The sequence below is a fragment of the Tenacibaculum sp. 190524A02b genome, from assembly GCF_964036645.1.
Classification (GTDB): domain Bacteria; phylum Bacteroidota; class Bacteroidia; order Flavobacteriales; family Flavobacteriaceae; genus Polaribacter; species Polaribacter vairaonense.
Map to the genome: position 1 here is coordinate 2,094,582 of NZ_OZ038525.1, position 19,901 is coordinate 2,114,482.

The 19,901-nt window shown below is 31.4% G+C and carries 17 protein-coding genes; 1 reads left to right on the plus strand and 16 read right to left on the minus strand.

The window, feature by feature from the left end; translation table 11 throughout:
- Window positions 1-3 precede the first annotated feature (3 nt).
- The 10 genes from recN to ABNT65_RS08350 form a co-directional block, all read right to left on the minus strand.
- Window positions 4-1,662 (minus strand): DNA repair protein RecN, encoded by a 1,659-nt coding sequence (gene recN, locus ABNT65_RS08305; protein WP_348738984.1) that lies wholly within the window; start codon window positions 1,660-1,662, stop codon window positions 4-6.
- A gap of 59 nt (window positions 1,663-1,721) precedes the next feature.
- The gene (locus ABNT65_RS08310) at window positions 1,722-2,612 is read right to left on the minus strand and encodes a DUF4835 family protein (protein WP_348704648.1); all 891 of its coding nucleotides are present in this window, start codon (window positions 2,610-2,612) and stop codon (window positions 1,722-1,724) included.
- Window positions 2,605-3,816, minus strand: a complete 1,212-nt coding sequence (coaBC, locus tag ABNT65_RS08315) for a bifunctional phosphopantothenoylcysteine decarboxylase/phosphopantothenate--cysteine ligase CoaBC (RefSeq protein WP_348704647.1) — start codon at window positions 3,814-3,816, stop codon at window positions 2,605-2,607. Before coaBC ends, ABNT65_RS08310 begins: the two co-directional genes overlap by 8 nt.
- A gap of 6 nt (window positions 3,817-3,822) precedes the next feature.
- Window positions 3,823-4,140 (minus strand): DNA-directed RNA polymerase subunit omega, encoded by a 318-nt coding sequence (locus ABNT65_RS08320; RefSeq protein WP_348704646.1) that lies wholly within the window; start codon window positions 4,138-4,140, stop codon window positions 3,823-3,825.
- A gap of 3 nt (window positions 4,141-4,143) precedes the next feature.
- Window positions 4,144-4,965, minus strand: a complete 822-nt coding sequence (locus ABNT65_RS08325; protein WP_348704645.1) for an outer membrane protein assembly factor BamD — start codon at window positions 4,963-4,965, stop codon at window positions 4,144-4,146.
- 122 nt (window positions 4,966-5,087) lie between these two features.
- On the minus strand, window positions 5,088-5,600 hold the full coding sequence (locus tag ABNT65_RS08330) for a ferritin (RefSeq protein ID WP_348704644.1): 513 nt from the start codon (window positions 5,598-5,600) through the stop codon (window positions 5,088-5,090).
- A gap of 453 nt (window positions 5,601-6,053) precedes the next feature.
- Window positions 6,054-10,784, minus strand: coding sequence for a YDG domain-containing protein (locus ABNT65_RS08335; RefSeq protein WP_348747650.1), 4,731 nt, complete (start codon window positions 10,782-10,784; stop codon window positions 6,054-6,056).
- Window positions 10,785-11,402: 618 nt separating this feature from the next.
- The gene (gene dapA, locus ABNT65_RS08340; RefSeq protein ID WP_348747651.1) at window positions 11,403-12,278 is read right to left on the minus strand and encodes a 4-hydroxy-tetrahydrodipicolinate synthase; all 876 of its coding nucleotides are present in this window, start codon (window positions 12,276-12,278) and stop codon (window positions 11,403-11,405) included.
- Window positions 12,278-12,790, minus strand: a complete 513-nt coding sequence (locus tag ABNT65_RS08345; RefSeq protein ID WP_348738992.1) for a DUF6913 domain-containing protein — start codon at window positions 12,788-12,790, stop codon at window positions 12,278-12,280. Before ABNT65_RS08345 ends, dapA begins: the two co-directional genes overlap by 1 nt.
- 27 nt (window positions 12,791-12,817) lie before the next feature.
- Window positions 12,818-13,897, minus strand: a complete 1,080-nt coding sequence (locus tag ABNT65_RS08350) for an esterase-like activity of phytase family protein (RefSeq protein ID WP_348747652.1) — start codon at window positions 13,895-13,897, stop codon at window positions 12,818-12,820.
- A 112-nt stretch (window positions 13,898-14,009) separates the two neighbouring features.
- On the opposite strand from ABNT65_RS08350, the gene ABNT65_RS08355 reads away from it, so the two are divergent.
- The gene (locus ABNT65_RS08355; protein ID WP_348704639.1) at window positions 14,010-14,399 is read left to right on the plus strand and encodes a DoxX family protein; all 390 of its coding nucleotides are present in this window, start codon (window positions 14,010-14,012) and stop codon (window positions 14,397-14,399) included.
- A gap of 102 nt (window positions 14,400-14,501) precedes the next feature.
- Here ABNT65_RS08355 and ABNT65_RS08360 read toward each other — a convergent pair whose 3' ends face one another.
- The 6 genes from ABNT65_RS08360 to ABNT65_RS08385 form a co-directional block, all read right to left on the minus strand.
- A complete protein-coding gene (locus tag ABNT65_RS08360; protein WP_348704638.1) occupies window positions 14,502-14,960 on the minus strand; it encodes a GyrI-like domain-containing protein in 459 nt (152 codons plus the stop codon).
- 36 nt (window positions 14,961-14,996) lie between these two features.
- Window positions 14,997-15,725 carry a YafY family protein gene (locus ABNT65_RS08365; RefSeq protein ID WP_348747823.1) on the minus strand — a complete coding sequence of 243 codons (729 nt, stop codon included), beginning with the start codon at window positions 15,723-15,725 and terminating at the stop codon, window positions 14,997-14,999.
- Window positions 15,722-16,378: a lysoplasmalogenase gene (locus ABNT65_RS08370; RefSeq protein ID WP_348704637.1), complete on the minus strand. Its 657-nt coding sequence runs from the start codon at window positions 16,376-16,378 to the stop codon at window positions 15,722-15,724. Before ABNT65_RS08370 ends, ABNT65_RS08365 begins: the two co-directional genes overlap by 4 nt.
- Before the next feature lie 292 nt (window positions 16,379-16,670).
- Window positions 16,671-18,668 (minus strand): NAD-dependent DNA ligase LigA, encoded by a 1,998-nt coding sequence (ligA, locus tag ABNT65_RS08375; RefSeq protein WP_348704636.1) that lies wholly within the window; start codon window positions 18,666-18,668, stop codon window positions 16,671-16,673.
- A 22-nt stretch (window positions 18,669-18,690) separates the two neighbouring features.
- On the minus strand, window positions 18,691-19,269 hold the full coding sequence (locus tag ABNT65_RS08380; protein ID WP_348704635.1) for a hypothetical protein: 579 nt from the start codon (window positions 19,267-19,269) through the stop codon (window positions 18,691-18,693).
- A gap of 206 nt (window positions 19,270-19,475) precedes the next feature.
- Window positions 19,476-19,850: a lipocalin family protein gene (locus tag ABNT65_RS08385; RefSeq protein WP_348704634.1), complete on the minus strand. Its 375-nt coding sequence runs from the start codon at window positions 19,848-19,850 to the stop codon at window positions 19,476-19,478.
- Window positions 19,851-19,901: the final 51 nt, after the last annotated feature.

The following is a 19,901-nucleotide window of genomic DNA, read 5'->3' on the forward strand; positions in this document are numbered from 1 at the left end:
CTTTTAATTAAAGTTCAACAATTCTTTTGCATGTGTTAATGCACTTTCTGAAAAATCTTTCCCACTTAACATTTCAGCAATTTCGGCTACTCTTTCATTATCATTAAGTTTTTTCAAGTTAGAAGTTGTTACACCATTCTCTTCTCCTTTATATACTTTATAATGTTGCTTACCTTTTGACGCTATTTGTGGTAAATGGGTTATGGTCATTACTTGCATATTGTTCCCCATATCATCCATTATTTTAGCTATTTTGTTAGAAACCTCACCTGATACTCCCGTATCAATTTCATCAAAAATAATCGTTGGTAATTGCATATTTTCCGATAAAATCTTTTTAATAGACAACATTATTCTTGACAACTCTCCTCCTGAAGCTACTTTCTTGAGCTCACCAAAATTACCTCCTTTATTTGCTGAAAATAAAAAGGTAAGTACATCTTTTCCATTAGATGCATATTGTTCACTTGGCGTTACCTCTATTTGGAATTGTGCATTGGGCATTCCCAATTCAGATAACAAATACTTTAATTCTTTTAATAACTTAGGAATTGCTTTTTCTCTTGTTTTAGTAATCATAGCGGCAACTTCATCCAATTTTACTGCTACATCTTTTATTTGATTTTTCTTTTGAGTTATTGTTCCACTTGCTCCTTCAACCTGTGCTACTTTCTCGGCTAAATTTTCATGAATTTCTTGCAATTCTTTAATAGTACTTACTCCATGCTTTTTTTGCAAGTTGTAAATGAATTGTAATCGATCATTTAATTGCTCTATTTCGTTAGGATTAAATTCAACTTGTTCATTTGCTGATTCTAATTCAGAAACAATATCATCCAACTCTATCTTTATACTATTAACTCTTGAAGCTATTTCTTCATATTCTTTAGCATAACTACTTATTTTACTCAATCTATTTTCTAAAGAATATAATTGAGACTGTACACCTAACTCCTCATTAACTGCTATTTGAAGTCCTTCAGAAAGATTTAGTTTAATCTCTTCAATATTATTAAGCTTTTCTAATTTTTCTTCAATAGTTTCTTGTTCTCCTAATTGTAAATCTGCTTCTTCAAATTCATTAAAAAGATGCAAATTATACTCATACTGTTCTGTTGATTGCTGCGCTTGTTCTTCTAGCTCTTTTAGCTCTTTTTTTAACGCATTGTATTTTTTTAGTCCCCTTTTATAAGAAGCTATTTTTGATTGGTTCTTTGCCAATGCATCTACTATTGAAAATTGAAAAGCTACATCTGAAAGCGCTAATGTTTGATGTTGAGAGTGAATGTCTATTAATCTTGACTTTAAAGCAACTAACGATGATAATTTTACAGGTGTATCATTTACAAAAGCTCTTGATTTACCTGAAGGTAATATTTCTCTTCTTATAATAGTATCTTCTTCATAATCTACATCTATTTCTTCAAAAAGTTTTTGTAGTTCGTAATTATGAATAGAGAACTGTGCTTCTATCACACATTTTTTTTCTGCGTTTTTTAATGAAGATAAATCAGCTCTATTTCCCATTACTAAGCCTAAAGCGCCAAGTAAAATAGATTTCCCCGCACCAGTTTCTCCTGTTATTATAGAAAGGCCTTTCGTAAAATCAATAGATAATTGATTGATTAAAGCGTAATTATGTATAGATAAGTGTGTAAGCAAATTCTAAAGATTCAAAAGGATAAAAGTAAGAATTTTGCTTTATAAATTAAACCTTGTTTTTATTTAATTTGTTTCCACTTATCTTCATAAGTTGGTGCTATTTTTTTAAGCACATTAAGCATTTTTTGTTGATTTTTAGCTGGTATTCCATCAGAAAAAACATTTACTATTTCATCTGCTTTCGCATCAAGAAACACACGAATCATATAATTTCCAACAGTAATATTATGTAACCTATCTAACTGAGCCACATTATTAGATATTGTTTCTTTGGCTTCTTCCTTTTTGTCTACAAAATTATCAAAACCATCACGATGGTAGCTATATATAATGTTTCGAAGTGTTGCAAACTTTTGAGAAAGCATACTATCTACTAATGCAAATCTATTTTGCTTTCCTATTTGGTTTTGCCAACCGCTTTCACCATTAGATTGTGCTTGTAACATTGCGTTTTCTGCTTGTTTCAAATATTTTTCTCCTCCTTTTTTAGCAAAAGTATCTGCATCAACTCCAATAATAACATAAGCATAAAAAGCTATCATAGAAACTAAATTAGAATCATAGGCATTTGGATTGTAAATTAACGGATCAAACTCGTTATACTTAAAATTAAAGTTGGTATCGTTTATATTCAATACTGGTGTTGCATAAGAAGAATTATAAACAGGCCTAGTAGATTGTATTTGTAAACTCGCAGCAAAATTATTGCCATTTTGCTCATTAATAATAATATTAAACGCACAATTAATTCTTTCTTGCGCTTTATACGTTTTCTCTGTCCATTGTTTTTGATTCAAAAATTCAGTTAACGCTTTTTCTAGCGTTTCATATACTTGTTTATTTGAACTCTGAATTTTATCTGAATTTATGGTTACCAAAGCATTTAATTCCTGTGCTGGTAAAATTGTAGATGTAAAAACTAGGGCAATTAAAAGTAAAAACTTACGCATTTAATTTTTGTATTATTTCGTTAATTATATCTTTTGAAACCTCCTTTTTAGATTTTAATTCAAATCCTTTTTGGTTTAAATCTGCATCAATAATAGTAATTTTATTTGTATCTGTTGCAAAACCAGCTCCTTTATCTCTTAATGAATTCAATACTATTAAATCTAAGTTTTTTCGCTGTATTTTTCCTTTTGCATTTTCTAACTCATTATTTGTTTCTAATGCAAAACCGACTAACAATTGATGCTTTTTTATTTCTCCTAAAGACTTTAATATATCTTTTGTTGGCTCCAACTCTATAGTTAACGAAGCTTCCTTCTTTTTTATTTTCTGATTTGCAATATTTTTAGGTCTATAATCCGCCACGGCAGCAGATAAAATAGCTACATCCATATCCTCAAAAAACTTATGACATGCTTGATACATATCTTCTGCTGAAGTAACATTTATTCTGCTAATGGATGAGTGATTGACTTTTTGGTGAGAAGGTCCAGATACTAAAAAAACCTCAGCCCCTAAATTTGCTGCTGTTTTAGCTATTTCAAACCCCATTTTTCCTGAGGAATGATTCCCTATAAATCGAACAGGATCAATAGCCTCATAAGTTGGTCCTGCCGTTATCAAAAGCTTTTTACCTTTTAATGGTAATTTTGATAATATATCTTTTTCTATAAAAGATACAATATCTTTTGGTTCAGCCATCCTTCCTTCACCTACTAATCCACTAGCTAACTCACCAGAAGTAGCTGGAATCATTACATTTCCAAAACGTTGAAGTTCTTCTAAACTCTTCTTAGTTGAAGGATGTTTATACATATCTAAATCCATAGCAGGTGCAAAATACACAGGACATTTTGCAGACAAATAGGTTGCTAATAATAAATTATCGCAAGTTCCATTTGTCATTTTTGATAAAGTATTTGCTGTAGCTGGGGCAATCAACATAATGTCAGCCCAAAGTCCTAATTCTACGTGATTATTCCACAATTCATTCTCATCTTCCTGATTATAAAAAGTAGAATGTACAGGATTTTTAGATAAGGTAGATAGTGTTAGAGGTGTTATAAAATCTTTAGACGCAGGAGTCATAATTACTTTGACTTCTGCGCCTGATTTTATAAATAAACGGACTAAACTTGCCGTTTTGTACGCGGCAATACCGGCTGTAATGCCTAATAATACTTTCTTACCGCTTAATAAAGACATACTCTTTTATGCGTCTGGTGTTCTGAAATAAACTTTACCGTCTAACCATTCTTCTACTGCTATTGCATGTGGTTTTGGTAAACGCTCATAAAACTTAGAAACTTCTATTTGCTCTTTGTTTTCAAAAACTTCTTCTAAGCTATCATTGTAAGTAGCAAACTCGTCTAACTTATCTACCAACTCCTTTTTTAAATCAGAATTAATTTGAACCGCTCTCTTTGCGATAACTGAAATTGCTTCATAAATATTCTCTGTTGGAGCTTCGATAGCTTCTTTATCATAAGTTACTGTACTTACTGGCGCATTCGTTTCTTTATAATCCATCTTTTAACTTTTAACTAATTGTTCTTGCTCTCTTTGTAATGCTGTTAACATTTTATCAGAATCTTTCATGAATTTAGACTCAGGAAAGTTTCTTTTTAATTTATCATAGGCTTTTACAGCCTCCTTAATTCTTTCTGCTTTTCTTCTTTCAGTACTTTTAATAGCAAAATCATGTGCTGCCTTTAACCTATAAAATAATGCTTCTTCCTTAAAAGTAGTACCTAAGTAATCAGATAGTAAGTTGTCAAACGCAACTATTGCCGCTTTATAGTTTCTTGAATCGTAATCCGCAGTTCTATAATATGTTTTAGCTATTTCAAAAGCCTTTTTCTCTAATTTATATCTTAACTCTGAATAGTACTTGTTCGCTTCTGCCAACTTATCTGATTCAGGATAAGCATCTATAAATTTCTGAAATGATTCTAAGGCTTTATTTGTGTCCGTTGGATCTAAGCTAAAAGCTGGTGCAGCTTTGTAGTAACTTAATGCTGATAAAAATGCTGCCTCTTCTTTCTTTGAGCTCTTTGGGTAATTTTGCGTAAACCTATTAAAATAGTATCCAGCTAAACTATAATTCTTTTCATTAAAGTTTGATTGCGAAACCATAAATTGAATACGCTCCATTTGAGGTTTTCCTCTATAAGAAGGTGTAATTTTCTCAAATAAACGTAAGGCCTTACTGTACTTTTGAGATTCGTACATTTTTACAGCCATTTTATATTGTTCTTCTACAGTTCCTTTATTCAACACTTTTTGATACTCACTACAGGAAGTTAGCACCAAGAAAAGCAATAGTATAAACGCTAAATTTTTATTTTTTCGCATCTGGCAAAATTAAGGATTAATTATGGATTATTAAAACGATTTTTTTACTGTGGAAATCGTACTGCAATAAACCATATAATTTCTTATTAAAATTACAAAAGACTCCTAAATGTTTGTTAATCTTACTGTGGTGCATCTGGCATTTGTCCTACCAATTGCTTTACATCATTATCAAATAAATACAATCCTCCTTTATCGTCACCAATTAGATTAATTTTATCTAGAATTGTTCTTGCTAATGCCTCTTCTTCTATTTGTTCAGACACATACCACTGTAAAAAGTTATGCGTGGCATAATCTCTTTCTTCTAATGTTATATGCACTAAATCATTTATTGATTTTGATACCATTACCTCATGATCAAATAACGTTTGAAACATATCTTTAAAAGAACCAAACTCATTAGGTGGCGCTATCAAGTCAGATATTTGTGCATGTCCTCCTCTTTCATTTACAAACTTTACTAGCTTTAACATATGCATACGTTCTTCATCAGAATGCGCATACATAAACTGTGCTACTCCTTCAAATCCTTGCACTTCTGCCCAACACGCCATTGATAAGTATACTTGTGATGATTCTGCTTCTATCCTTATTTGTGTATTTAACGCTTCCTCTATTTTTTTTGATAACATAGTTCCGTTTTATTTAAGTCTACAAAGATGCTAAAAAAAGACAGCTTACACAAAAAACGCTTCTTTAATCATTTATAATCCCTGTGAGTTTAACTACATAAAAAGGGTTAATAATATTTTCTATTAACTACCTATACGTTTGTATTAATTTAGTTTATAAGCCCATAGCTCCTGCACACATTTTTTTCCAAGAAAAAAGCATGTACAAAACATTGATTTCTTTAAAACGGTGTGCTTTCACTTCTATTTTAAATAATAATAGTCTCATACCTAAAATAAATATAGGACTATTTTTAAATTATACTTTGAGTGCTTTACAAATTTATAGTAATAGACATAAAGTCTATTTGTATTATAACATTTCTGATTCTGATATAAAAAACATGCCATTCAAAATGAACGGCATGCTATTAATTAAAAAAACTTTATCGTTTTATTTTTTTAACATAGTATTTAATCTTTTACTATTCTTTTTACACCAACTCCTTTTTCAGTTTCTATACGCAGTATATAAGTCCCAGCTTTTAATGTTGAAATATCTAAAACTTCTTTATTAAACGTATTTAATGCTCTTCCTAGTACATTGTATAAAACAACTTTGTTTATCGCTATTCCTTTTTCAGATTTGATATTTACAATACCACTTGTTGGATTAGGGTATAATGTAATATCAGTATTCACTGAAAATTCTCTTATACTCAATGCTTTTGTTATAGTAAATAATGCTTCTTTATAGGTAATACTATAATTATCAGACACTGCTAAAGTTCCTTGTCGTATAACATAGTCGCCTACTTCTTCTCCTTCTTCTCTTTCTAAACTTCCAGAAAAATCATCTACCCCTACTAATTCTCCTGTTGTTATTTGATAGGTTAATTCTGGGTCTTCTGCTCCTTTTTCTTTTGTTTTAGCATCAGCTGTTACTGTAATTAACTTAGCTGTAATTGCCCCTGATAAACTTGGTTGTGTTAGTATATAATTACTAGTATCTGTTCCTGTTAAACTATAACCTGTAGTAGTTATTGCAATTCCTAATCCTACATTTTTAGATGCAAAAGTATATACTGGCGTACCAATTACACTTACCGTTTCTCCATCAATTACACCTGATAAACTTGCGGTTCCTGTTGCCAATGCGTTTGTTGTTCCATCATAAACCTTATTAACTCCTTGCAGACCTACTATTTCTAACTCTTTTGCTGTAATAGTTGCAGATAAGTTTGGTTGTTTTACTGTATAATTATAGGCATCTGCTCCAGTTAAACTATATCCTGTAGTAGTAATTTCAATATTTGTTCCTATGGTTGCTTTTACAAAATTGTGTACTGGCGTACCCGCTAAACTTACATTATCTGAATTTATGACACCTACCAAATTAGCTGTTCCAATTACTGATGCTGTTATTGTTCCATCATATACTTTATTAGCTCCTGTAATGTCTTCAACACTTAATTGTTTAGTAGTAATTTCAAAATTACCTTTACCAAAGGTAATCTCATAATTACTATCTGTAAAAGCTGCTACTGATAAAACCTCTGTATATGTATTTACACCTGCTGTTGTATTTCCTTCTAAATCACTCAAAGAAATAACTGTTGGAGTAGCAGCTAAATCACCAGCATTATCACCGTTAACAAAACCAGTATAGCTAACCATATTTGTTAATGTGTAATTACTTCCATAAGTTTTTGTTTGTTGCTTTGGTGTAATAGTTAAAGTTGCTTTTTCAATAGTTAAGGTCATATCTTGACTTCCTGTTGAAAAGTTACCTGCCGCGGCTTGTGTTGCTCTAATAGTAACCGTACCTGCATTTCCTATATTTACGGTAGCATTATTAACTCCTGATAATTCCGCAGAACCTGTTCCTCCTTCAACTATTGCATAACTAATACTACCTGATGAATTTGAGCCTGCTGCAAGATCAAAGTTTGCTTCTCCATAGGTTTTAGTTACAGCTTCAAAACTAATATGAAGTGTATTAAATGTCTTTACCTCACCTTCAGTAGTTCCTACCATATTGGTAGCATATGCTATAACACTATAAGCTCTATTGTTTTCTAAGCCAGTTATCGCACTATTAAATGTCTCTGTAGTACCTGACACTAACACTTTTTTTACAGTAGTTCCGTTTACTTCTGCTAAGGTAGGACTTGCATCGTTTGCGGTTAATGCATATACAAAACCTCTTTCTGTTATGGTAGCTCCTCCATCATTAATAACAGTTCCTTGTAAAGTTGCTCCGTTCTTAGCAATCATATTTACTGTACCTGTTACTACGGTAGGTTTTGCTTTTACTTCAATTGTAAAAGTTTGTTGCACTACGCCTCCATTACCATCGTTCGCTTCCAAAACCACATTATGATTTCCTTCACTACCTTTAGTATCTCCTGTTAACGTAATTATTGGTGCTGTAATTTTCCGAATGGCATGTCCATAATAATCTGCTACATAGATATTCCCATAGGTATCTACATCTAACCCAGCTGGAAAATTAAATGTTGCTTCTGTAGCTGCTCCATTGGTATTTCCGACAGTTCCTGTACCAGCAACCGTTGACACTTCTCCTGTTGTAGTAATTTTCCTGATACGATGATTAATAAAATCCGCTACGTAAACATTACCATAAACATCTAATGCCACATCAAATGGAGAGTTAAACTGGGCTGATGCTCCATTTCCATCTGCAAAACCTCCTGTTCCATTTCCTGCAAGAGTACTAACCTCACCTGAAGATGTTATTTTTCTTATACTATGGTTTAACCTATCTACTACATACATAGAACCTGAAGCATCTATATCTATTGAAAATGGTTCATTAAATTGAGCTGATGTACCATTTCCGTTTGTAAAGCCGGCTGTACTTCCAGCAAATGTACTTACTACTCCAGTTGGTGTTACTTTTCTAATACGATGATTAAGTTGGTCTGCTACATAAAGATTTCCTGATTTATCTATAGTCAACCCAGAAGGAAAATAAAATTGTGCTGCAACACCAGTACCATCTGTATATCCTTGGGTACTTCCTGCAAGAGTTGTAACTACTCCTGCTGGTGTTATTTTTCGAATACGGTGATTATTATTGTCCGCTATATATAAATTCCCTGAGGCATCTATCACAATTCCTCTAGGCGAACGAAACTGTGCCGCAGTACCAGTTCCATCTGCGAATCCTTGGGTACTTCCTGCAAAAGTTGACACTTCTCCACTTGGCGTTATTTTTCGAATACGGTGGTTATTAGTATCTGCAATGTATAGATTACCAGATGCATCTACTGCTGTACCTATTGGTCTGTCAAAAAGTGCATCGTTTCCATTTCCATCAATAGCTCCAGTTGTTCCAGGTGCTCCTGCAATAGTAGTTACATTACTAGTAGTGGTTAAAGACAACCAATCTGGTTTGGTTATAGCCGTTACAGTAACCACATCTCCATCTGCATCGTTTGTTGTAACTACATAATTATACGTATTCCCTTCATTTACAGTAGCTGCTGCTGTTGATGTAATGGTAGGTGCTGTATTGGTTGTTGTAAATGTTTGTACGCTACCTTCGGTAGTACCCGCACTATTAGTAGCATAGGCTACCACACTGTATTCACTATTAGCAATTAACCCCGTTAACTCTTTAGTAAAAACCCCAGTAGTCCCTACAACCACTTGTTTTATAATTGTTGTTCCATTTACTTCTGCTAGTGTTGGAGTAGCATCTTCCGAGGTTAATGCATATACAAAACCTCTTTCTGTTATGGCATCTCCTCCATTTGCTGTTACTTCTGCATTTAATGTTGCTGTATTTACACCAATTAAACTTACTGTATTTGTAGTTACTGATGGAGCTACTTTTACTGTAATGGTAAAACTTTGTTGTGTAATTCCTCCATTACCATCATTAGCTTCTAATACCACATTATGCACTCCTGCATTACCAGTACTATCTCCTGTTAATGTTGCTGATGGCAATGTTAACTTTCTTACTGTATATTTATCAAATTCAGTGATAAAAAGATTTCCTGAAGGATTTATAGCTACTCCTATTGGTTGAGAAAGACTTGCAGATGTTCCATTGCCATTTACAATTCCAGAGGTACCAATGATTCCTGCTATGGTAATTACATCTCCATTCGGGGTAATTTTTCTAATAGCATGATTTTGTAAATCTGTCACATAAATATTCCCTACTTTGTCCTTAACCATTCCTGTAGGAGTATTAAATGTAGCATTTGTTCCATTTCCGTCTGTAGTTCCTGATACGCCCATTGTTCCTGCCAAAGTGGTTACATCTCCATTCGGTGTAATTTTACGAATGGTATGATTACCTCCTTCTGCCACGTATAAATTTTCTGAACTATCTATAATAATTCCATATGGGAAATGAAAACTAGCTGACGTTCCATTTGCATTTACAGTTCCTAAAGTTCCTTTTGTTCCCGCTATCGTAGTTACTTCTCCGCTTGGGGTAATTTTTCGAATGGCATGATTTCCTGTATCCGATACATAAAGATTACCAGAATTGTCAACTGTAATCCCAACTGGCGAATTAAAACTAGCGGATGTTCCGTTTCCGTCTGCACTTCCTATACCTCCAGAACCTGCTATTGTTGTTACTTCTCCACTTGGGGTAACTTTTCTAATGGAATGATTCCCTTGATCTGTTACATATAAATTACCAGAAGCATCAATAGTTAAACCAATCGGCAGATTAAATCTAGCAGACGTTCCATTTCCGTCTGTAGTTCCTGTAAAATCAGCTAAGCCTGCAAAGGTAGATACTTCACCATTTGGGGTAATTTTTCTGATGGTATGATTTCCATATTCTGCTATGTATAAATTTCCTGAAGCATCAAACACTATTGAACTTGGCTGTCCAAAAGTTGCTGCTGTACCAGTACCATCTACATGACCAAATGTCCCCGAAATACCTGCAAACGTAGTTACCTCTCCTCCACTTTTTGTTGCTAAACTTAGCCAATTGGGTTTCGTAGGTGCTGTTACGCTAACAACATCTCCATCAACATCACTAGCATCAATCGTGTATGTATATATTTCTCCTTCTTTTACGGAAGTAATTGCCGTAGTTATAAAGTTTGGCACTGTGTTAGTTATTGTTTTTTTAGTACGCTGCGAAAAAGCATGACTTATAAAAAATAAGGTGACTAACATGGTTAGGAAAAAAGTAATTTTTCTCATAGTAGTAACTAATAGTTTTAAGTGTTTATAAGTGTTTTTTAGGAATGTCTTAAAGATTTTAATCTTTGAGAGTAATTAAATTTATATAAAGTAGTAAACAACCGTTTATCATTTACTAGTTGTATTTTGTTTTTTCTTTTATAAATTTTTACAAAGCCTGCTAGCAACTTTATATCAAACAGTAACCATGGTAAAAATACATAAGTAGTTTTCATCATAAATTATTTAAAGTTAATGACTCAAATGGTTCTAGTTAGTGTTGATTTTATGGCGTCTTAAAAACCCAATAATTTTGCTGTATTACTGTTTACAAAATTGCCGCAAATCTAAAATTAAAATATATCTACATATTAAAAATGTGAAGTTTAGAGCTTTTTTTGTGAAGTTTAAGGCTTTTATTTTTGATAAGATTTCAAAAAACATACTAAACAAAAACTCTTTTTAAATAACTGATCTTTGTACACGTTTTTTTTCTCGCAACTTTTTCGTGTACAAAACACAGGACATATAGAACCTTAAAGATCTCAGACCTCATAGGTTTTGAAATCTATGAGGTCTGGATTTTTACAATTTAGTTAGTTCGTCATTAAAAAAAGGTATAGTAGTGTATTACACCTTTTATAAACTATCTATAAAGTTTGATATTTTGTTTTGTAATGCTTCTGATGCTGGAACTAAAGGTAACCTTACTACATCTGATGTAATATTCAGCTTTTTTAATACTGATTTAATTCCTGCTGGATTATTTTCTTCAAAAATATAATCTACAATATCCATTAATTTATAATGAATTTCATAAGCTTCTTTATTTTTTCCTTCTAACCCTAATTGAATCATTGTAGAAAACTCTTTAGGTAATCCTTGCCCTATAACAGAAATTACTCCTGCTCCACCAGCTAAAACAACTCCTAGTGTTAAATCATCATCTCCAGAAATAATTAAAAAGTCTTCAGGTTTGTCTCTCAACAATGCATAATACTGTTGCTGATTATTTCCAGCTTCTTTTACCCCAACAATATTTTCAAAGTCTCTTGCCAAACGTAAAGTAGTTTCTGGCGACATATTTTTTGCTGTTCTTCCAGGCACATTATATACTATTACAGGTTTGGGACTTGCTTCAGCTACTGCTTTGAAATGCTGGTAAAAGCCTTCTTGTGTAGGTTTACTATAATAAGGAGCTACCGATAAGATTCCGTCTATTTCAGACAAGTCAATAGTTTGAAGCTCTTCTACAACAGTTTGTGTATTATTTCCTCCAACTCCTAATACTAAAGGTAAACGTTTATTATTCTCTTCTGCTACTACTTTTATAATTTGCTCTTTCTCTTGTTTAGTTATTGTAGCACTCTCTCCAGTAGTTCCGTTTATTACTAAATAATTGGTACCATTGTCAATATTATAATTAACTAATTTTCTTAGCGCATTATAGTCTACACTTAAATCTTCATTAAATGGAGTTACTAAAGCAACTCCCATTCCTACGAACTTTTGCATTATACCTTTTTTAAAATCGTTAAGTATTTTTTTAACTCTTGATTTAAGACTGCTTCATTATAAGTATCATCAGCTACTATCAAATCAAACAACCTATCGTCAATATTGGCAAAACCTGTTTTAAATTTTGCACGAGAGTACAAAGTTATTACATTCGTATATAAATTTGACTGCTTTGTGTAATTTATAAGCAAGTCATAATCTTTTTTAACAAAGTTTTTTATATTGTCTGATTTCAAACTTCCTTTAAAACCAATTGCTTCTTCAGTAAAAAGTCGATCATTTTCTTCTCCTTTTTTTACTTGTTCCTTATAAACTAAAAAAGTGATGTTTTCTTTTTTAAAAGGTAATTTGTTAGTTAAATTGGCTTCTATAACATTTATTAGCGATTCATTATCCAAAAGTATTGCAATCGTTTTTACTTTTTGTTGGTTTGGGGTTTTAGAAGATTGTTTTTCTATTAACTTATTATATTCTTTCTGAATAGAGTTCTGCTTTAGCTTTCCTATCATCTTATCGTTTTCTTAGACTAAAATAATTTATTTCTCATCAATTTCCAGCACAATAAACTGGTTAAGTTGTTTCCCGTATTTCTGAAAATTATCATCTGAAACCAATAACAATGTTTGATTACCATTTGTTAATTTGGGGCCTAAGGTAATCCCTTCAATGTTATCAATAATAGTATCTGTCAAATTATTTTTTATACTACTAAAATCCAATAGTAGTTCTTTTTTTAAAGGTATATATTTTTCTTTTTTAAGAGACGTTATTGCTAACGTATTGGTAGACTCCTTTTCAACTGTAGCTTTAAAAATTCTTACCGTATTACCATAACTTCCGTATCCACTTTGATAAATTCTTTCAACTACAAAAAAAGTATTTTTATCGTACTCTAAAATAGCTGTTACTCCATTTAGGTTTACTTTTCCTTTAGATGGCTTGTCTATTTTTTCTAATTGATAAGCATATTGTTTAGTAGCTTTTTTTGTAGCTTTCTCAAAATAGGTGATTCTTATGGGGGATTGTGTTTCTTGAAAAGTAGGTTCTTCTCCATCTACCTCCAATGGAGCTTCCATAGCCACCCAAAAACCTTTAGCATCTATACTTTTTGCTGAACTTTCAAAAGTTCCATTATGTTTTGGCTTTCCTTCTTTAATATTTTTAAAATAACTAGGAATAGTAATTTCTTCTTTAAACCTTCCTTCCTTTGTTATTGCAAATACAGAAGGACTTTTACCCTTTCTTATAGAGCCTTCACTTACCAAACTTATTGTGTTTTCATCTTCTAAAAAAACAGATTCTAAATCTAATACATTGTTTTTATAGAATTGATTTATAGAATCTTGAAGAGAAATTAACTTAGTAAACTCAATACTAGTTACTTTATCGTCTTTGAAGTTGATATTCCCAACTAGTATTCTTGGGTTTTCTGCATCATCAACCACCATGTAATAGTCATTATTAAAATAATCTATCCCAGATATTCCTCCTATAAGAAATTCTTCAAAAAGTAAAGAATCTTTAACTACATATTCATCAACAAATTTTAAACCTATTTTAGATTTATTACAAGCTGAGATTATCAATAACACCAGAAAAAACACGTTGTTCCTCATATAAAAACCTCTTTATAAAATAATTAGAATTTTAAAAAACACAAAAATACTACTTTATATCTGTAAGGGTGCTTTTTTTATTCGTCTAAACAAGCAAGAGATTTAGAAACCCATGAAGAAATACATCCCCATAGTATTAAAGTTAATAGCTGCTATTATAATGCTCCAAACTTTGTTTTTTAAGTTTTCTGGTGCTCAGGAAAGTGTTGATTTGTTCACTAAGGTAGCCGGTTCAAACGAAGCCATCATAAGAATTGGAACTGGTATTTTAGAATTAATTGCTGCTGCACTATTATTCATCCCAAGTAAAACATGGTTAGGAGCATTTTTAACAATTGGTTTAATGGGTGGTGCCATTATGAGTCATATTACCAAAATTGGTATTGTACATAATAATGATGGTGGTACTTTATTTATACTAGCTATTATTACATTAGTTTCTGGAATGATATTAATGTACTTACACAAAAAAGAGATTCCTTATTACAATAAAATTTTGTAATTAATTGTTTGTTTAATTGTTAAACCCTCAGTTTTTTTTTAAAATTAAAACTGAGGGTTTATTAGATTTAAAAAAATATTTTTTTTTAAAAAAACCTGACTCTTAATTAACTGAAATATAAATTGCTACTTCACCATTTTTAGGATTTTTTGCTTTCTCTCCATACAACTCAAAATCTGCTTTATAAGTTCTATTCAAGTCCATATTCCATATTTCTACCCATTTATTTATTACAACATCATTGGTTAAGTCTCCCGTTGCTTTAAACTCATTATAGTCAGATTTAGGTATAGTTAGTCCAACCATTCCATTCGGAATGGTATTTAAATCTGGAACAATAAAGCCTAAAACAGTATCATAAGGTTTGGTATGGTCTGATTCATAATTTGTATAAACCGCGCATATGGTATCATCAATTCTATTTTTAACTAATCCATACATATCAGTATTCATAAACTGTTGCCATAAGTTAGGAATATCTTTAGCTGCTTGACCATTTTCATTGGTAGTTCTTACAGAGATTCCTACTACATTAAATGTTTCTTTTTGTACTACTTTCATTTTATACATTTTTAAAGTTTATACAAAACTAAATAGCTACTGTGACAGCCCTTTGTCAAGGGTTTTTAAATATTTCTCCTTACAAAGTTCAAAATACTGTTCTAGTGTCATTTGATGTGATTCAAAGGTAATTGCTGTTTCTATAGTTTTTTGAATAGAATCTACCCTAAAAGCTCTAAACTCTTTTCTAAGTTTACAAAAAGCTATCAATACCCAATTTTGATTGGTACTGTATAAAGCAAAAGGTTCTATACTACGTTTAGTGAAGTTATTTTCTAATGATAAATACTCAATCTGAAGAACTCTAAAACCAGTAATTGCTGATTGTATTTGCATTAAAAATGTACTAGTCCTTTCTTCTTCTTTATTAGCCCTAAAAAGAACTCTTTTAGATAATAAATCTACTTTATCTTTTTGAGAATACCTGAGTACTGCTTTTATTTTAGTGATCGCTTTTTTATAATTTTCAGCTAACGATGCATCTTTATCTTTTATCATTAACTGTTCTGCTGTAATTAAAGCATTGGCTTCTTCTTCTGAAAACATTACAGGAGGAAGCTGATATCCTTCTATTAGAGAATATCCTTTTCCTTCCTCTGTCACAATTGGAACTCCTGAATTTTCAAGCGTTCTAATATCTCTATATATGGTACGCTTACTTACTCCATATTTCTCTGCTAGGTATCCAGCTGTAATAATTCTTTTTGATTGTAATTCGGTTAGAATTTGAGTTAACCTAGTAATTCTTGGTTTTTCCATGTTTATTCACTTTTTGCAATCATGGCCTTGCATATGAAATATTGTGATATGATATATAGGATAATAATAGCAATATCAAATAAATGTTTAGGTGTATAGAAATTATTTAAGGCAATTAAACTATCTGATGCTATAAATAAAATAGCACCTAATAACAACCATGAATTAGCTATTGATTTTTCTTGACGAAAGTTCAATAAAGCCGCTGTTCCAAATGTTGCAATGGTAACTCCATAAACAAGTACAGGAATTAACATTTCTCCAAGATTTTCAATTATTAAGTATAATAAACCTACAAACAACAACACAAAAGGAATTGCGGAAGTAATCATCTTAGAAGTCAAATCTTTCTCTAAAAAGCTAGTAGTTATTTTTATATAAATTATGTGAGCAAAAAGAAAAGCTCCTAATCCAAAAACAAAAAAGCTTTCTTTGTCTAAAAGAAAAACATCACCCCAGAACGAAAAAAACAAACCACTCACAAACCAAAAGTTTGGCTTTTTTACAGATAATAAATAAACAATTACCAAAGTAGTCATCAATAAAGGCTTAAAAATCATTTCTATGATTTTTGTTTGTGTGATTACTGCATATACATCTACCATAGCAACTATTAAAAATAATAGCGTAGCTATAATTATTTTAGTTTGTTTTGTCATTTAAATTATCTTTTTATTTATTTAACACACTATATATCAAAGTTAAAACTTCCTAAAAATAATAAATGGTATTAATAAAAATTGTTTCACTTACTATTCAAATCTTTAGAAACACATTAAAACTCCAATCATCTGAATATAAGAACCTATCCTACCTATTAAAAAGCCCTTTCTCATTTCCTCCATATTAAATGAAAAGCTTCTAACAAGCATCCCAACAAAAAAAAGTAATAAACCTATTAATAATATCTTTATTACTTTTATCTTTTAGTTTCATATTGAAGTGATTTAATTAACCAATCATATCAATAAAATCTTGTTCAGATATAATAGGTATTTCCAAACTCTCAGCTTTGGTTAGTTTACTTGGCCCCATATTGTCTCCAGCTACAACATAAGTTGTTTTTTTAGAGATAGAAGAACTAACTTTTCCTCCATTATCCTCAATGGCTTTTTTCAATTCATTTCTACTCATTTGATGAAAGACTCCAGATACTACAAATACCTTGCCCACTAACTTATCTGTTTGCCCTTCTAAACTTTCTGCTGATACTTCTAATTGTACTCCATAAGACTTTAATCTTTCTACCAATGTTTGTGTATGTTCATTGGAAGAAAAATCAATAATACTCTGTGCTATCCTATCTCCTATTTCATCAACTGCCACTAATGTTTCGAAATCGGCATTCATTAAATGGTTTATAGATTTAAAATGTTTTGCTAGTTTTTTAGCTACTGTTTCTCCAACAAATCTAATTCCTAAAGCATATAATACTTTTTCAAATGGAATTTCTTTAGATTTTTCAATACCATCAATCATATTTTGAGCCGATTTTTCTGCCATTCTTTCTAAGGGAATTATCTGCTCTTTTTTTAGCTCATATAAATCGGCATAATTTTTTATTAATCCTTCTTTACGCAACAAATCAACAGTTTCACCACCAAGTCCATCAATATCCATTGCCTTACGACTAATAAAATGTTGAATTCTTCCTGTAATTTGTGGTGCGCATCCAAATTCATTAGGACAATAGTGTTTTGCATCTCCATCTGTACGTATTAATTCAGTATTACACTCAGGACAATGCGTAGCATATACTGTAACTTTTGAATTCTCTAGTCTTTTAGTTACATCAACTTTAATTATTTTAGGAATAATTTCGCCTCCTTTTTCAACAAAAACAGTATCTCCAACACGTATGTCTAATTTTTCAATTTGGTCAGCATTGTGTAAAGAAGCTCTTTTAACGATTGTTCCAGCTAAATGCACAGGTTCTAAATTAGCAACTGGTGTTATTGCTCCTGTACGACCAACTTGATAGGTAATTTCATTTAAAACAGTAGCAACTTGTTCTGCCTTAAATTTATAGGCAATAGCCCAACGTGGAGATTTTGAAGTATACCCTAACTCTTCCTGCTGCTGTAAACTATTCACCTTTACTACAACTCCATCGGTTTCATAAGGTAAGTCATGGCGCTTAATATCCCATTTATTTACAAAGTCTAAAACCTCATCTATAGATTTTGCCAACACAATAGTATCAGGAACTTTAAAACCTACTTGTCTGGCGGCTTCTAAACTTTCATAATGTGTTTTGTATTTTCTTTCATTAGTTACCACTTGGTATAATAAACAATCTAAAGGTCGTTTAGCTACCTCAGCACTATCTTGTAGCTTTAAACTTCCACTAGCTGTATTTCTAGGGTTTCTATACGCTTCCTCTCCATTCGCTACTCGTTCCTCATTCATTTTATCAAAACCTTCCAAGGGCAGAATGATTTCTCCCCTCATTTCAAAATCACTTACAAAATCGCCATTAGGCACTAACGGTATTGACTTAATAGTTCTAATATTAGTGGTTACCTCATCTCCCTGAAAACCATCACCTCTTGTTACTGCTCTTACAAAACTTCCATTTTCAAAAGTTAGATTTATAGAAGCACCATCATACTTTAACTCACAGGTATATTCTATATCTGTAGTTCCTAAATTCTTTTGAACCCTTTTTTCCCAATCTAATAGGTCTTCTTTAGAATATGAATTATCTAAAGAGTACATCCTATTTTTATGAACTATGGTTTCAAAATTCTTAGTTATATCTCCTCCTACTCTTTGAGTTGGTGAATTAGGATCGAAAAAATTAGGGTTGGCTTCTTCTAACTTTTCTAATTCTTTTAATTTAATATCAAATTCATAATCACTGATGGTTGCATTATCTAACACATAATAATTATGATTATGTTGACGTAATTCTTCTCGTAACTTTTCTATCTTTTCTTTTATTGTCATACGTGTAAAATGTAAGGTATTTTTACTTTCTTACTGTTCCTGTTAAAAAACTTGGTCCTTTAGGCAATGGATTCCCTGCTGACCTTCTAAAAGAAACCACTTGTCCTACATGCCAAATTGCATCTGCTATTGGTCCATTTAACTGATTCCAAAAAGGATATTCTTCTATTTTTCCATTTTTTCTTTTAATCTTCATTGTAAAACCAGATAAATCATCAGCCCTCTTTAAAATTTCACTTGATTTTTTGATGTTTTCTAGCGTCATTTTTCGCATTTCTTTAAATGACAATGTTCCTTCTTCAGGAAATTGCATTTCTTTATCTTCCAAAGCACTTAATGTCATTATTGATAAAACTAAGATATGATCTAATGTATCAAACATGTTTCTTGCCTCAGCACTTGGTTTATACTTTAAATTTTCTTCTGTTAAACCTTCTGTTGCCCAATAATATCTAAATCCTAAACCATCAACTAGTCTACTTGCTACTGTTCCAGAAGTATAGTTTTTTGCTGATTCTGATATTTCGTAATAAGGAAGGTTTTGTGCATTCATTTGTACCGTAAATAATAGTGTAAAGACACTTGCGATTATTAATTTCATTGAAGTATTTTGACGCTAATTTAAGGAAAACTTTTCGTAGATTCTCCCCACGCTATTCATTAGGTAGAATGAAAGAGTTATTTTGTATTTAAGATTTTTAACCAAAAGTCAAAAAATCAAACTTTTACTACCTACTAAACCTTTTCCAAACAAAAAGCCAAAGCAATTTGCCTCGGCCTTTTAAATCAAACAGAATGATGATTTATTTACTTTATTAACTTCATTGTATACACAATATTGTCTTCTATAGTTGAAAATAATAACTCTTTGTCTGTTAACTGCATAATTTTGAAATTATCAATCTCTCCTTCATTTTCAAAATGAATTACTTTTTTATCTTCACTAAACTTCCATTGACCTTTTTTTTCACTTTTACGCATTACTAATTGATAGTTTCCGTCATTGTTAAAAACCATCCAGCTATTTTGGCAATCAGAAAAATCTTCTTTTTGCTCACCTATTGCTAATGACTCTATCTGCCATTTACCTGAGGTTAAACATGTTTTTTTCTGGATTTCTTGTGAAGATACTAACGTTGAAAAACTAAGCAAAAATGCAATTAATAAGATTGCTTTTTTCATTATTCTTGGGGAATTTGGGGGTTAATATTCCAAATTTAATAAAAAAACTTA